Below are 13,095 nucleotides of genomic sequence, written 5' to 3'. Positions count from 1 at the left end.
CGCTCCTAGACTCGTCAACCACCAGGAGTCCGGCCGCAGCCCTCGCGGCCCGCAGATCATTCAGGAGGAACCGTGGAGATCAAGATCGGGATGCAGCACGTCGGACGGGAGATCGTCGTCGACTCCCCGCTGGGCGCGCAGGAGGCCACTGACCTGGTCAGCGCCGCCCTGAACGAGGGCACCGTCCTGTCCCTGAAGGATTCCAAGGACAACCTGACGCTGGTGCCGGCCTCGGGGATCGCCTACGTCGAGATCGGCGCGGAGACCAAGCGCCGCGTGGGCTTCATGCCCGGCGTCAGCGCCAGCTGAGCCGCAGCTCGCAGCCAGCGCGCGAGCGCACCCGGGCCGCGTCGCGCTCGCCTCGACCGAGGCAGCGCGCCGCGGCCCCTTCCATGCCCGGGCACACGGCCGAGTACAGTGGTCCCGCAACCGGATGCCCGATCGTCGATGACGAGATCACCCGAAGAACTGCACGATCGGCTCCCACCCCTGGCACGTCCTCCCCTTCCGCCCCGGCCCCGCAAGCGGCCGCGAGCCCCGGAAGCGGTCGCAGCGGCGTGCCCCGTCGCACCTTCGCGCCGCGGACCGCTGCCGCGCGAGAGCGCACGGATGACCACGGGAAGGACCCGAACATGAGCCAGACCGAATCCCCCGAGACCGAGCAGTCTCCCGAGACCGCCCCGGACCAGGGCGAGGCCCAGCTGGAGGCCATCGCCGAGGACTCCGTGGAGGTGGAGCCCCAGGCCCCCGTCGAGACCCGCACCTTCGCCGACTTCGGCGTCCGGGAGGACATCGCCGAGGCCCTGGCGGGGGCCGGGATCGTCCACCCGTTCCCCATCCAGTCCATGACGCTGCCGATCGCGCTGAGCGGGCAGGACATCATCGGGCAGGCCAAGACCGGCACGGGCAAGACCCTTGGCTTCGGCATCCCGGCGGTTCAGAACGTCGTGGGCCGCGACGACGACGGCTGGGACCGCCTGGAGCGCCCGGGCGCACCGCAGGCTCTGATCGTGGTCCCCACCCGCGAGCTCGCGGTGCAGGTGGGCTCGGACCTGTCCATCGCGGCCAAGACCCGCAACGCGCGCGTGCTGACGATCTACGGCGGCCGCGCCTACGAGCCGCAGATCGAGGCCCTGGAGAAGGGCGTCGAGGTCGTGGTGGGCACCCCCGGGCGCCTGATCGACCTGAACCGCCAGCATCACCTGGACCTGTCCCAGGTCAAGACGGTCGTGCTGGACGAGGCCGACGAGATGCTCGATCTCGGCTTCCTCCCGGACGTCGAGAAGCTGCTCTCGGCGGTGCCGCGCGTGCGCCACACCATGCTGTTCTCCGCGACCATGCCCGGCCCCGTCGTGGCCATGGCACGCCGGTACATGTCCAAGCCCATGCACATCCGCGCCGCCGCCCCGGACGAGGGCTCGACCAAGGCGGACATCCGCCAGGTCGTCTACCGCGCGCACAACCTGGACAAGCCCGAGATGCTGGGCCGCATCCTGCAGGCCGACGGCCGCGGCCGGTGCATCATCTTCACTCGCACCAAGCGCACCGCCGCCAAGGTCGCCGACGAGCTGATCGAGCGCGGCTTCGCCGCCGCCCCGCTGCACGGCGATCTGGGGCAGGGCGCCCGCGAGCAGGCGCTGCGCGCGTTCCGCTCGTCCAAGGTGGACATCCTGGTGGCCACCGATGTCGCCGCCCGCGGCATCGACGTCGACGACGTCACCCACGTGATCAACTACCAGTGCCCCGAGGACGAGAAGACCTACCTGCACCGCACGGGCCGCACGGGTCGTGCCGGGCGCAAGGGCACCGCGATCACGTTCGTGGACTGGGATGACATCCCCCGCTGGCGCCTGATCGACAAGGCGCTCGAGCTCGGGATCCCCGAGCCGGTCGAGACCTACTCCTCCTCGGCCCACCTGTTCGAGGACCTCGGCATCCCCAAGGGCACCAAGGGGAAGCTGCCGCGCTCCAAGCAGACCCACGCCGGTCTGGGCGCGGAGAAGCTCGAGGACCTGGGCGGCCCGGATTCCCGCGGCGACAAGGGCGATTCGCGCTCCTCGCGCGGCGGCTCGAGCGGCCGCGAGGGCTCCCGCGGCGCTCGCTCCGGCGGATCCGGCTCGGGCGAGCGCGAGTCCGGCTCGGGTCGAGGCGGCTCCGGCCGCTCGCGCAGCCGCTCCCGCGGCGGGCGCCGTCGTGGCTCAGAGACGGGCAAGTCCTCGCGCAGCCCTCGAGAGGGCCGCAGCGCAGAGCGCACCCGCGGCTCCGAGACGGCAGCTCCGAACACCGGTGAGGACCGCGCCACGGCGAACGCGCGCCGTCGGCGCCGCCGCCGCTCCAGCGGCGAGCAGCTGACGGGCTCCCCGGCTCGCCTGGTCGACGGCCAGGACTGATCCTCCGGAGCTGATCCGCTCGCGCCGCCTCGGCGCGAGCACCCCTGAGGCGGGCTCTTCAGGGACGCACGACCTGCGTCCCGGAGCCCGCCTCCGCCATGATCCGGCGCAGGGACTGCTCCGAGGTGAGGTTCTCGCCCAGCTCATTCGGCTTGCCGGAGCCGTGGTAGTCGGAGGAGCCGGTGACGATCAGATCGTGCTCGGCCGCCATCTGCGACAGCACCGCCCGAGCTTCGGGCGGATTGTCCCGGTGAGCGATCTCCAGGCCCGCCAGGCCCGCCTCGATCATGGCGTCGAAGACCTCCTGCCCGACCGTCCGCCCCCGCACGCCGGCCAGCGGATGGGCCATGACCGGCACACCTCCGGCCTGGCGCACCAGCCGCACCGCGGTGACCGGATCCGGGGCGTAGTGGCCCACGTAGTAGCCCGAGCGCGGGTGCAGGACCGTGCTGAAGGCCTCGGAGCGGGTCTGCGCGATCCCGGCGGCCACGAGGGCGTCGGCGAGGTGCGGCCGACCCACGGTGGCATCCCCGACGACCTGGTCCAGGACCTGCTCCCAGCTGATGGGATAGTCCTCGGCGATCATCTCCACCATCCGCTCGGCGCGCGTGCGCCGCGAGCGCCGGGCCCTCTGCATGACCTCGTCCAGCGCCCGATCCTGCGGGTCCTGCAGGTAGGACAGCAGGTGCACCGAGATGCCGTCGTCGGTCTGGCACGAGACCTCGGTCCCGGGCACGAAGGCCACTGCGTGCTCGCGCGCCGCCTCCGCGGCCTCCTCCCACCCGGCGGTCGTGTCGTGATCCGTGAGGGCCACGACGTCCAGACCCGCCTCCGCCGCGCTGCGGATGACCTCTCCCGGCAGCTGGGTGCCGTCGGAGGCCGAGGAGTGGGTGTGCAGATCGATCTTCATGGCCCCATCGTGGCACGGCCCGCAGACGCCGCCATCCCGCTCGGCGGGCGGGCTCAGGTCGCCTCGACCCCACCCCCGTCGGAGCCCGGTGGCACCATGGCAGGACGAAGACCGCGCAGCTTCAGGTGACGGCTGCGCCCCGAGCAGCCGGTCCCCGACCGGCAGGACGGAGCGAGCATGACGGATCAGCCCTCGGAGACCACCCCCGCAGCCGCCCGCGAGGCGAGCGCCGGCGCACCGGCAGACACCGGCGCAGAGCCCGGCTCGCAGCCGCTGTCCGAGCGAGTGGACAACAGGACCCGCTCCCCCGAGTCCTCGGCCTTCGCCGAGTTCATGGCCTCGCAGTGGGCCCCGGCAGCGCAGAAGGACCTGCCGCGGGAGGAGGTCGCCGATCATGCCGCCCAGCGGCGGCTGCGGATCTCGAAGGAGCACACCGGTCAGCGCCTGGTGATCCCTGCGGGGGCGCCCAAGGTCCGCTCCAACGACACCGACTACCGCTTCCGCCCCCACTCGGCCTTCGCCCACCTCACCGGGCTGGGCGTGGACCACGAGCCGAACGCGGTGCTCGTGCTGGAGCCGGTCGAGCCGGGCAGCGGGGACGACGCCGGTGATCACACCGCGGTGCTGTACTTCCATCCCATGGCCGGGCGGGACACCCGCGAGTTCTACGCCGATGCCCGCAACGGTCAGTTCTGGGTGGGCGACCGGCCCACGCTGCGCGAGATCTCCGCCGCCTACGGCCTGCGGACGCGGGATCTGTCGGAGCTGGAGGCCGCGCTGAGCAAGGACGTCGGGGCGGACGGCGTCCAGCTCCGTCTGGTCCGCGCGCAGGACGCGGCAGTGGACGGCATCGTCGACTCGGCCCGGCAGGCAGGCGGCGTGGAGCTGGAGCAGGCTCACCTGCAGGACGACCAGCTCGTGGAGCGGCTCTCCGAGCTGCGGCTGATCAAGGACGAGCACGAGATCGCGCAGCTGCGGGAGTCGGTGGATATGACCGTCCGGGGCTTCGAGGACGTCGTGCGGGCCCTGCCCCACGCCATCGCCAAGCCGCGCGGCGAGCGGCTCGTGGAGGGGGCGTTCTTCGCCCGCGCCCGGGCTGAGGGCAACGACCTCGGCTACGACACCATCGCGGCCTCCGGAAACAACGCGACCGTGCTGCACTGGATCCGCAACACGGGAGAGATCCGCCCGCAGGACATGATCCTGCTGGATGCCGGTGTGGAGGCCGAGTCGCTCTACACGGCGGACATCACCCGCACCCTGCCGGTCACCGGCGAGTTCTCCGAGATCCAGCGCCAGATCTACCAGGCCGTGCTCGATGCCGCCGATCACGCGTTCACGGTCGCGGTGCCCGGCAACCGGTTCCGCGACGTCCACGACGCCGCCATGTCGGTGCTGGCCGCCCGGCTGGAGGAATGGGGCCTGCTCCCGGTCTCCGCCGAGGTCTCGCTCTCGGAGCGCGGCCAGCACCATCGCCGGTGGATGCCGCACGGGACCAGCCACCACCTGGGCCTGGACGTCCACGACTGCGCCCAGGCGCGCCGCGAGCTCTACCAGGACGCGGTGATCGAGCCGGGCATGGTCTTCACGATCGAGCCGGGCCTGTACTTCAAGGCCGAGGACCTGGCCGTCCCGGAGCAGTACCGGGGCATCGGCGTGCGGATCGAGGATGACGTCCTGATCACCGCCGACGGCAATGAGAACCTCTCGGCCGCTCTGCCGCGTCATCCGGACGATGTCGAGTCCTGGATGCAGGGCCTGTTCGAGTCCTCCGAGGCGTCCTCGACCGCGCACTGATCAGCAGGCACGGATCAGGCGACGGTCGCGGGGCCGGTCGCAGCTCCGGCCCCGCGACGGGCGGCCGCCTCCGCAGGCGGAAGACCGTCCGACAGCAGGTCATCTGCCTGCAGAAGCTCAGCTGCGCGGCGCGCCGCCGCTCCACGGGCCGTCCCCACCGGGGGCAGCCTGGTCTGGGCCCTGGCCCTGCTCCTGGCCCTCGGGGTGCCCCCGGTGCGCCTCCTGCTCCTGCGGGGAGACGCGCACGCCGTAGAGCGGGCGGCCGTCCGGGGTCTCATCGGGGCGCGAGACCGGAGCCGACTGCTCCTGCGGCTGCCCGTCGGGGGCGGCGCCCGGGTCGCCGACCGGCCCGGCGGCTCCGGGAGCCGGCGAAGCGGGCGCCGCCGCGCGCGGGGCCCTGCCTTGCAGACCGGCCCCCTGGAGCATGCGCTCGGCCTGATCGGCCACATCCGGTCGGGCCAGGACGTCGTAGCGCGTGGCCACGATCGTGGACATGGAGGTGAAGTCGCGGCGTCCGCGCTGGGCGGCGTAGGAGACCACGCCGAGCAGCATCCAGAACGCCGCGCCCAGGGCCACGGTCAACAGGATGGCCAGGGGCCCGCCGCCCCCGAACAGGCTGAGGATCAGCCCGAAGAACAGGCCGAAGAACGCGCCCTGACCCGCGGCCATGAGGGCCACGCGGGGATACGTCAGCCGGCCGGTGACCTTCTCCAGGGTCGCGAGGTCGTGCCCGACGATCGACAGCGCCGAGACCTCGAGCTCCTCGTCCGAGAGGTGGTCCACGGCCCGCTGCGCGTCCGCGTACTTGGTGAAAGAGGCGATCACCCTGCCCTCCGGCAGTCCTGCCCCGGAGATCTGACGTGCCTTCTGCGCTGAGCTGCTCATGGGCCCAAGACTCCCCCATGCAGCTGACCGGAGCCTTGAGACGCAGGTCTCGATCGCGCCCGGCTGAATCCGTGCAGCGACTACCCTGGTGCGGTGAGCAGTTCACTCGAGAAGATCTTCATCGCGCGCCTCATCGGCCTGGACGTGTTCGACCCCCTGGGCGACCGCGTGGGGCGAGTGCGCGACCTCGTCATGATCAGGCGCGACAGCGCCGGTTCGGCCAAGCAGCCGGTGGTCGTGGGCCTGGTGGTGGAGGTCCTGGGCAAGCGCCGCGTGTTCCTGCCCATGACCCGGGTGACGTCCATGGACTCCGAGCAGGTCCTGTGCACCGGCCTGGTGAACCTGCGCCGCTTCGAGCAGCGCGGGTCCGAGATCCTGGTGGTCGGCGAGATGTTCGACCGCACCGTCACCATGCGCGACGGCAGCGGCACCGCCACCATCATCGACGTCGGCATGGAGCTGGCCCGCTCTGGCGACTGGCAGGTCACGCAGCTGTTCGTGCGCCGCGCCCCCGTGGGCGGCGGCCTCATGCGCCGTCGCAACGGCGAGACGCTCGTCATCGACTGGAACGAGGCCACCGACCAGGAGGCCGTCGGCCATCAGCCGGCAACGCAGTGGGTGAGCTCGCACGAGGACGACAAGCCCGCGGACCTGGCCGACGAGCTGCGCGAGCTGCCCCACAAGCGCATCCTGGAGATCGCCGCCGAGCTGCGCGACGACCGCCTGGCCGATGTCCTGCAGGAGATGACCAAGGAGGATCAGGTCTTCGTCCTCACCCACCTGGAGGTCGAGCGCGCCGCCGACGTCCTGGAGGAGATGGAGCCGGACGACGCCGCGGACCTGCTCAACGAGCTGCCGGACCCGGATGCCGAGTCGCTGCTGGAGCTGATGCAGCCCGAGGACGCCGACGACGTCCGCCGCCTGCTCGAGTACGAGGAGGGCACCGCCGGCTCGATGATGACCCCGGTGCCGATCATCCTGGCCCCGGAGACCACGGTGGCCGAGGCGCTGGCCGCGATCCGCCAGGAGGAGGTCTCCCCGGCCATGGCCGCGGCCGTGTTCGTGTGCCGTCCGCCGCTGGAGACGCCCACCGGGCGGTACCTGGGCATGGTGCACATGCAGGAGCTGCTGCGCGTGCCGCCGCCCGAGCCGATCGGCAGCCTGATCGACTCGGCGATCGATCCCGTGAAGGACCTCTCCCCCATCTCGGACGTGGCCCGCGAGCTGGCCACCTACGACCTGACGATCATTCCTGTGATCAACGAGCACCGCCGCCTGGTGGGTGCGGTCACGATCGACGACGTGCTCGATGACCTGCTGCCGGACGACTGGCGGACCTGGGACGACGGAACCCCAGTGAGGAAGGTGGGACGACGCTATGACTGAGAGCCGCACCGAGCGCCGCACTGCCGGCCTGGACACCCCCACCGGCCTGCGCCACGGGATGTGGAACCGGCTGCGTCCCAACCCGGACGCCTTCGGCCAGCTCACGGAGGGCTTCGCCCGGTTCATGGGCACCCCGCAGTTCCTGCTGTGGATGTCCGTCTTCGTGTTCATCTGGCTGGGCTGGAACACGTTCATGCCCGAGGACATGCAGTTCGACCCGCGCGCGCTGAACTACACCCTGCTCACGCTCATGCTGTCCCTGCAGGCCTCCTATGCGGCCCCGCTGCTGCTGCTGGCCCAGAACCGCCAGGACGACCGCGACAAGGTCGTGGCCGAGCGCGACCGCCAGCGCACGCAGGAGAACCTGGCCGACACCGAGTACCTGACCCGCGAGATCGCCGCTTTGCGCATGTCCATGCGAGAGGTCGCCACCCGCGACTACGTCCGCTCCGAGCTGCGCGACCTGTTCGAGGAGCTGCTCGAGGAGCTGAACGACCCTGAGGGCGCCGACGACGCAGACCCCGAGCCCTCCAGCCGCAAGCGCAAAGGCCGCAAAAAGCAGCGCTCCGGCGAGACCGTGGCCGCCCGCTCGGCCGGTCTCGAGCGGCCGAGCGCCGACCAGCACGGCGCCCAGCAGACGGCGGCCGTGGCGACGGCGGCGGAGGATCCCGAGAGCCCTCGGAGCACAGGTGACCATGACTGAGCAGGACCCCATCGATCCCCGCCTGGCCGCGGCCCTGTCCTCCGTGGAGGACCCCGAGCTGCGCCGCCCGCTGATCGACCTGGGCATGCTGCGCGCAGCCCGGCTCGACCCGGACGGCACCGCGGTCGTCGAGGTCCTGCTCACGATCTCCGGCTGCCCGCTGCGCTCCACGATCGAGACGGACGTCGCAGAGGCCGTGCGCGGGGTCGACGGCGTGCATCGCACCGTGGTGGAGCTGGACGTCATGACCCCGCAGCAGCGCGAGGAGCTCAAGGACAGGCTCGGGCACACGCGCACCATCCCGTTCGCGGATCCGACGTCGCTGACCCGAGTGCACTCGGTGACCTCCGGCAAGGGCGGTGTCGGCAAGTCCACGGTGACCGCCAATCTGGCCGCGGCCCTGGCCGCGCGCGGACGCTCGGTGGGCGTCGTCGACGCCGATATCCACGGCTTCTCGATCCCGGGCCTGTTCGGCATCACCGCCGGGCCCACGAAGGTCGACGAGATGATCCTGCCGCCCGTCGTCGAGGTCCCTGACTCCGCCGCGTCGGAGGACGGAGCCTCGCGCGCCGCCGACGGGCACCGGCGCGGCAGCGTCCGGGCCATCTCGATCGGCATGTTCACGGATCCGGCAAACCCGGTGGTGTGGCGCGGACCGCTGCTGGACCGAGCGGTCGAGCAGTTCCTGGCCGACGTCCACTTCGGCGATCTGGACCACCTTCTGCTGGATCTGCCGCCCGGCACCGGCGACGTCGCGATCGCGGTGGCCCAGAAGCTGCCCGGCTCGGGGGTCCTGGTGGTCTCCACGCCGCAGCAGGCCGCAGCGGGTATCGCCGAGCGCTCCGGGGCCCTGGCGGCCATGACCGATCAGACGGTCTCCGGGGTCATCGAGAACATGTCCGCCATGGTCATGCCCGACGGCTCGTCCTTCGATCTCTTCGGCAGCGGCGGCGGCGAGCAGATCGCAGACTCCCTCACCCGCCGCATGGGCTACGACGTCCCCCTGCTGGGCTCGATCCCCCTGGACATCGCCCTGCGGCAGGCCGGCGACGCCGGAATGCCGCTCGTGTGGTCCGACCCGGAGGCACCGGCCTCCCAGGTCCTGCGCGGTGTGGCCGCGCGCCTGGACGGTCCTCGCGGCCTGGAGGGACGCTCCCTGGGGATCACCCCGCGCTGAGCGCTCAGGTGCCCTCCCCACGACGGAGGTCTGCGTCTCAGGTGGCCTCGGGATCGAACGGGGCCTGCTGGGAATCGCTCAGGCGCATGAACGGCTTGGCCTGCGCCGGGAGGTCCTCGCCGGCTGCCGCCGCCTCCTCTTCCCGCCGGCGCTTGCGCTCGGCGCGCGCGGCCTCGCGCTCCTCGCGCTCGCGCTTGCGCTTCTCGGCGGAGTCCTCCTGATCGGCCTCCAGCAGGGCATCGCGCACGATCGTGCGAGGGTCGTACTGGCGCGGGTCGAGCTTGCGCCAGTCGAGGTCGCCGATCTCCGGGCCGAGGGTCTCGCGCAGGTCCTCCTTGGCGCCGCTTGCGTAGCGGCGTGCCCGCTTGACCAGGTCTCGGAGGTTCTCGGCGTACTCCGGAAGCCTCTCCGGACCCAGGACGAGCAGGATCAGGACGATGAGGACGATGGCTTCCCAGCCGCTGATGCCTAACACGTCGTCGAGATTATCAGTGCGTGCACCGGCTCAGGCCCCGATCCCGAGCATGCGCCGCCAGCCGCTGAGCACGGTCTCCCCCGGCGAGGAGGTCTCCTCCGGACGCTGCACCAGCGTGGCCCGGTCCGCGGCCTCGGTGTGGTGCATCAGGCGCACCATCTCCGCGGCCGAGGACTCGCTCTGCAGCGTGTAGACCACGTCGTCGTGGACGATCTGCGCGCGCCACGGGCTGCCCTCGCGCACCCGCACCGGGGTGCCGCTCAGGACCGCCGGGTCCAGACCCGTGGTCGTGGACGGCAGACCCGCGATGCCGTCGGTGGGGTGGTACTGATCGATCCTGCCGCGCTGCTCGGTGATCTGGACATCGCGGCCCTGCGCGTCCTGCAGCTGCATGCGCACAGCGGGCTGACCGGCGATCGTGTCCTCGCTCAGCGAGAGCACCTCGTAGCCGGGCATCCCGGCCAGCGGCAGCGTCCAGCCCTGTGAGCGCAGGACGTCGAGGTCGGAGACCTCCGAGATCAGCAGCCCCGAGGACTGAGCCCACGGCGAGCCCTGCGCCGCGGTGGCGCCCGGAGTCGAGGGCACGCTCGAGCGCGATCCGGCGAACCACCCCAGCAGCAGGATGCCGAGCAGCAGCAGGAGGATCACCGAGACCACGGCCGTGATGAGCCGAGCCCTGGAGAGGAACGTGGGCAGAGCCGTGGAGCTCATGGTCCTCCCCTGGGGTGCTCGCGGCGGATCGAGCGCTGGCCGCGCTCGTGCAGGCCAAGGATCCGAGACGGACCTTGACGGATCCTGTGTGCGCTCTCGCCCTCGACGCCGCTGCCGGCCCGTTCGAGGCGCCGACCCCCACGTCGCAGGCGGACGAGGGCCGACGGGTAGGATGACCCGAAGTGCACTGCGCAGCCGGTGCCGCCGCGCCCTGATCACGGGCCGCGCGGAATCGGCGGCGCGAAGGCAGCAGGGCAGGACCGAGCAGAGGAACGGGCGGGTGGCGATGAGCAGCGGCAAGGCGACCAGCTGGGCCTACGCCGAGGCCTATCCGCAGGAGGACGACGTCCTGCTGCGGGCCCGCGAGCGCTCCATGGCCCTGCGACTGCGTCCGGTCACCCCCGCGGTGGCCGCCACGCTCACGGTCCTGGCCGCCGCCGGTCAGCCCCGGGCGGCCGTCGAGGTCGGCACGGGAGCCGGCGTCTCGGGTGCCGCGCTGCTGCGCGGCATGCCGGAGGATTCGGTGCTCACCACCATCGACACGGACATCCGGGCCCTGCGCGCGGCCCGCGAGACCTTTCGCGAGATCGGCACGCAGCCGCGCGTGCGCACCATCTCCGGGCGCGCCTCGCTCGTGCTGCCGCGGCTGAGCTCCGCGTCCTACGACCTGGTCTTCCTCGACGCGGAGCCGTCGAACACCCTGCTCTACGTGGACGAGGCCGTGCGCCTGCTGCGCCGCGGCGGCACCCTGATCGTCCAGGACGCCCTCGATCAGGACCGCGTGCCGGATCCCGTGCAGCGCCAGGACTCCACCCGCGTGCACCGCGAGATCCACCGCATGCTGCGCGAGGACGAGCGCTTCGTGTCCGCCATCCTCACTCCGGGATCCGGGCTGTTCGTGGCCGTGCGCCGCTGAGGCAGGCCCCCATGGGAAGGACCCCCGCACCCTGGTCGGGTGCGGGGGTCCTTGTCGATGCTCGTGGGGTTGTCAGCCGGTGACGCCTTCGAGGCAGCCCTTCAGCTCTGCGGCCTCATCGGCCTTGAGCTCGACGACGAGACGACCGCCGCCTTCCAGGGGCACGCGCATGATGAGGCTGCGACCCTCCTTGGTGACCTCCATAGGGCCATCACCGGTCCTGGGCTTCATAGCCGCCATGGAACTCGATCTCCTGTCCGTCGGCACGTTCTTCCAGCATCCATCATATCGGATGCGTCACACGAGGCGTGGCGGGGGTCTCAAGGGGTCCCCGATCACGGCGGATAGTCGCCGCCCTGCGGCAGCGGCGACCACTGCCACAGCACCCCGACCCACACGATCTGCGACAGCGCGCAGACCACCACCAGGCCCCACCGGTAGGCCCTCGACTCGCTCACCGCGACCAGCGGCGCGGCCAGCACGAACAGCGGCAGCAGCAGGCGCGGCGTGGAGGACTGGGGGTGCAGGAAGAGCAGGAGGTAGACGGCATAGGCGTGGACCCACACCTGCAGGCCCAGCGGCAGGGTGCGGCGCACCGCGGTCGTGGTCATCAGCAGCACCCACAGCACCACCAGGACCAGCACGAACAGCCACCCCCAGCCCTCCCCGAGCAGCTGAGCGCCCAAGACCGCCCAGGGCTCGAGCGGCACCAGCGAGGTGCCGCGCCATGCGGTCTCGGTGTCCGTGTACGCGCGCGGCTCCCCCGTGGCCAGCCACGCGATCGCCGGCCAGGCCAGCGCGCAGGCGCAGGCCCACAGGGCCAGCCAGAACCAGCGGTCCAGGACCTGGCCGAGCCCGCCCGGCCCCCGTTCCCTCAGCACGCGCACGGCGCGGAGGGCCCAGACGATGCCGAGCGCCGCGGCGAACGGCACCCCGGCCGGACGCGAGAGGCACATGACCAGGATGGCGACGGCGGCCAGGGCGCTGCGCCTCTGCAGCACGAGCAGCAGCGACAGCGCCAGCAGCGCCAGATGCAGCGACTCCGCGTAGGCCGTCTGCAGGATCGGCGAGACGGCGCACAGGCCCACCACCGCCAGCGCCCATAGGGCATCGCGCTGCCCGAGCAGACGACGGAACAGCGCCGCGATCGCCAGGGCCGCGGCGAAGCTCGCGGCTAAGGAGACCAGGGGCGCGACGATCGACCACGGCGCCCCCGTCAGGCTCGTGATCCCGCGGACCAGCAGGGGGAACACCGGGTAGAAGGCCCAGGCGTTCTCCTCGGCGCTGCCGGTCCGGTCGCGAGGGATCTGCGTGGGATAGCCGTCGTCGTGGATGCGCTGGTACCACTCGCCGTCCCAGATCCCGGCCGTGGCGAAGTAGCCCAGCGGAGTCTCGCCCCACGGACCGTCCGGGGCCTGCCGGTCGATCACGATCAGCACGAGAGCCGACCAGGCTCGGGCCACCGCCCAGAGCAGAAGGACCTGCAGCCACAGCGGCTGACGAGCCAGCCGAGCACCGGCCTCGCCGGCCCAGCCGGCCAGGGACGAGTGGACCCGCGTGGGACGGACGTCGGCGGCGGCAGTCCCCGCAGCGGAACCGCCCTGTTCAGCGGTGCTGCGCACAGTGCCGCGCATCGACTCGCGACCTGGTCCGTGCTCCGAGCAGTTCTGCGGGCCGGAGGCCTCCGGCCCCGCCGAGTTCACCGGTATGCCCCGGGGACGCGCGCCGCGCCGGCTGACCGCCCG

At 72.0% G+C, this 13,095-nt stretch carries 13 protein-coding genes; 7 read left to right on the top strand and 6 right to left on the bottom strand.

Features of this window, described 5'->3' with window-relative positions:
* Positions 1–72 precede the first annotated feature (72 nt).
* The gene (locus FFS25_RS03830; RefSeq protein ID WP_024290898.1) at positions 73–309 is read left to right on the top strand and encodes a DUF3107 domain-containing protein; all 237 of its coding nucleotides are present in this window, start codon (positions 73–75) and stop codon (positions 307–309) included.
* A 323-nt stretch (positions 310–632) separates the two neighbouring features.
* Positions 633–2,390 carry a DEAD/DEAH box helicase gene (locus FFS25_RS03825; protein WP_249933760.1) on the top strand — a complete coding sequence of 586 codons (1,758 nt, stop codon included), beginning with the start codon at positions 633–635 and terminating at the stop codon, positions 2,388–2,390.
* Positions 2,391–2,448: 58 nt separating this feature from the next.
* On the opposite strand, the gene FFS25_RS03820 is transcribed toward FFS25_RS03825, so the two are convergent.
* Positions 2,449–3,300, bottom strand: coding sequence for a PHP domain-containing protein (locus tag FFS25_RS03820; protein WP_137801973.1), 852 nt, complete (start codon positions 3,298–3,300; stop codon positions 2,449–2,451).
* A 177-nt stretch (positions 3,301–3,477) separates the two neighbouring features.
* Here FFS25_RS03820 and FFS25_RS03815 point away from each other — a divergent pair, with 177 nt between their 5' ends.
* Positions 3,478–5,097 carry an aminopeptidase P family protein gene (locus FFS25_RS03815; protein WP_137801972.1) on the top strand — a complete coding sequence of 540 codons (1,620 nt, stop codon included), beginning with the start codon at positions 3,478–3,480 and terminating at the stop codon, positions 5,095–5,097.
* A 117-nt stretch (positions 5,098–5,214) separates the two neighbouring features.
* On the opposite strand, the gene FFS25_RS03810 is transcribed toward FFS25_RS03815, so the two are convergent.
* Complete coding sequence (locus FFS25_RS03810; RefSeq protein WP_137801971.1) at positions 5,215–5,982, bottom strand: YflT domain-containing protein; 768 nt, start codon at positions 5,980–5,982, stop codon at positions 5,215–5,217.
* 93 nt (positions 5,983–6,075) lie between these two features.
* On the opposite strand from FFS25_RS03810, the gene FFS25_RS03805 reads away from it, so the two are divergent.
* The 3 genes from FFS25_RS03805 to FFS25_RS03795 are packed head-to-tail and all read left to right on the top strand — an operon-like array spanning position 6,076 to position 9,248.
* Complete coding sequence (locus FFS25_RS03805; protein WP_137801970.1) at positions 6,076–7,368, top strand: magnesium transporter MgtE N-terminal domain-containing protein; 1,293 nt, start codon at positions 6,076–6,078, stop codon at positions 7,366–7,368.
* The gene (locus FFS25_RS03800) at positions 7,361–8,071 is read left to right on the top strand and encodes a DUF1003 domain-containing protein (RefSeq protein WP_137801969.1); all 711 of its coding nucleotides are present in this window, start codon (positions 7,361–7,363) and stop codon (positions 8,069–8,071) included. The genes FFS25_RS03805 and FFS25_RS03800 overlap by 8 nt, the downstream gene beginning before the upstream one ends.
* On the top strand, positions 8,064–9,248 hold the full coding sequence (locus FFS25_RS03795) for a P-loop NTPase (RefSeq protein WP_024290904.1): 1,185 nt from the start codon (positions 8,064–8,066) through the stop codon (positions 9,246–9,248). The genes FFS25_RS03800 and FFS25_RS03795 overlap by 8 nt, the downstream gene beginning before the upstream one ends.
* Positions 9,249–9,285: 37 nt before the next feature.
* Here FFS25_RS03795 and FFS25_RS03790 read toward each other — a convergent pair whose 3' ends face one another.
* Both FFS25_RS03790 and FFS25_RS03785 read right to left on the bottom strand, forming a co-directional pair.
* On the bottom strand, positions 9,286–9,723 hold the full coding sequence (locus tag FFS25_RS03790) for a twin-arginine translocase TatA/TatE family subunit (protein WP_137801968.1): 438 nt from the start codon (positions 9,721–9,723) through the stop codon (positions 9,286–9,288).
* 30 nt (positions 9,724–9,753) lie between these two features.
* A complete protein-coding gene (locus FFS25_RS03785) occupies positions 9,754–10,434 on the bottom strand; it encodes a hypothetical protein (protein WP_024290906.1) in 681 nt (226 codons plus the stop codon).
* A 286-nt stretch (positions 10,435–10,720) separates the two neighbouring features.
* Here FFS25_RS03785 and FFS25_RS03780 point away from each other — a divergent pair, with 286 nt between their 5' ends.
* Positions 10,721–11,350 carry an O-methyltransferase gene (locus FFS25_RS03780; RefSeq protein WP_040561587.1) on the top strand — a complete coding sequence of 210 codons (630 nt, stop codon included), beginning with the start codon at positions 10,721–10,723 and terminating at the stop codon, positions 11,348–11,350.
* 72 nt (positions 11,351–11,422) lie between these two features.
* Here the strand turns inward: FFS25_RS03780 and FFS25_RS03775 are convergent, their stop codons facing one another.
* Together FFS25_RS03775 and FFS25_RS03770 are read right to left on the bottom strand one after the other, a co-directional pair.
* Positions 11,423–11,590 carry a DUF3117 domain-containing protein gene (locus tag FFS25_RS03775; protein WP_081609586.1) on the bottom strand — a complete coding sequence of 56 codons (168 nt, stop codon included), beginning with the start codon at positions 11,588–11,590 and terminating at the stop codon, positions 11,423–11,425.
* A 95-nt stretch (positions 11,591–11,685) separates the two neighbouring features.
* On the bottom strand, positions 11,686–12,984 hold the full coding sequence (locus tag FFS25_RS03770) for a hypothetical protein (protein ID WP_249933759.1): 1,299 nt from the start codon (positions 12,982–12,984) through the stop codon (positions 11,686–11,688).
* Between the last annotated feature and the right edge of the window lie 111 nt (positions 12,985–13,095).

Source organism: Kocuria sp. 2SI (assembly GCF_005502825.1).
Taxonomy (GTDB): Bacteria; Actinomycetota; Actinomycetes; order Actinomycetales; family Micrococcaceae; genus Kocuria; species Kocuria palustris.
Note: the sequence above shows the minus strand (reverse complement) of the source record. Positions and strands in the feature narration are given on the sequence as shown.

Excerpts from the sequence above, each read along its gene's own strand:
- FFS25_RS03825 (WP_249933760.1), top strand. The coding sequence starts at position 633 with ATGAGCCAGACCGAATCCCCCGAGACCGAGCAGTCTCCCGAGACCGCC.
- FFS25_RS03820 (WP_137801973.1), bottom strand. The coding sequence starts at position 3,300 with ATGAAGATCGATCTGCACACCCACTCCTCGGCCTCCGACGGCACCCAG.
- FFS25_RS03815 (WP_137801972.1), top strand. The coding sequence starts at position 3,478 with ATGACGGATCAGCCCTCGGAGACCACCCCCGCAGCCGCCCGCGAGGCG.
- FFS25_RS03810 (WP_137801971.1), bottom strand. The coding sequence starts at position 5,982 with ATGAGCAGCTCAGCGCAGAAGGCACGTCAGATCTCCGGGGCAGGACTG.
- FFS25_RS03800 (WP_137801969.1), top strand. The coding sequence starts at position 7,361 with ATGACTGAGAGCCGCACCGAGCGCCGCACTGCCGGCCTGGACACCCCC.
- FFS25_RS03795 (WP_024290904.1), top strand. The coding sequence starts at position 8,064 with ATGACTGAGCAGGACCCCATCGATCCCCGCCTGGCCGCGGCCCTGTCC.
- FFS25_RS03785 (WP_024290906.1), bottom strand. The coding sequence starts at position 10,434 with ATGAGCTCCACGGCTCTGCCCACGTTCCTCTCCAGGGCTCGGCTCATC.
- FFS25_RS03780 (WP_040561587.1), top strand. The coding sequence starts at position 10,721 with ATGAGCAGCGGCAAGGCGACCAGCTGGGCCTACGCCGAGGCCTATCCG.
- FFS25_RS03775 (WP_081609586.1), bottom strand. The coding sequence starts at position 11,590 with ATGGCGGCTATGAAGCCCAGGACCGGTGATGGCCCTATGGAGGTCACC.
- FFS25_RS03770 (WP_249933759.1), bottom strand. The coding sequence starts at position 12,984 with ATGCGCGGCACTGTGCGCAGCACCGCTGAACAGGGCGGTTCCGCTGCG.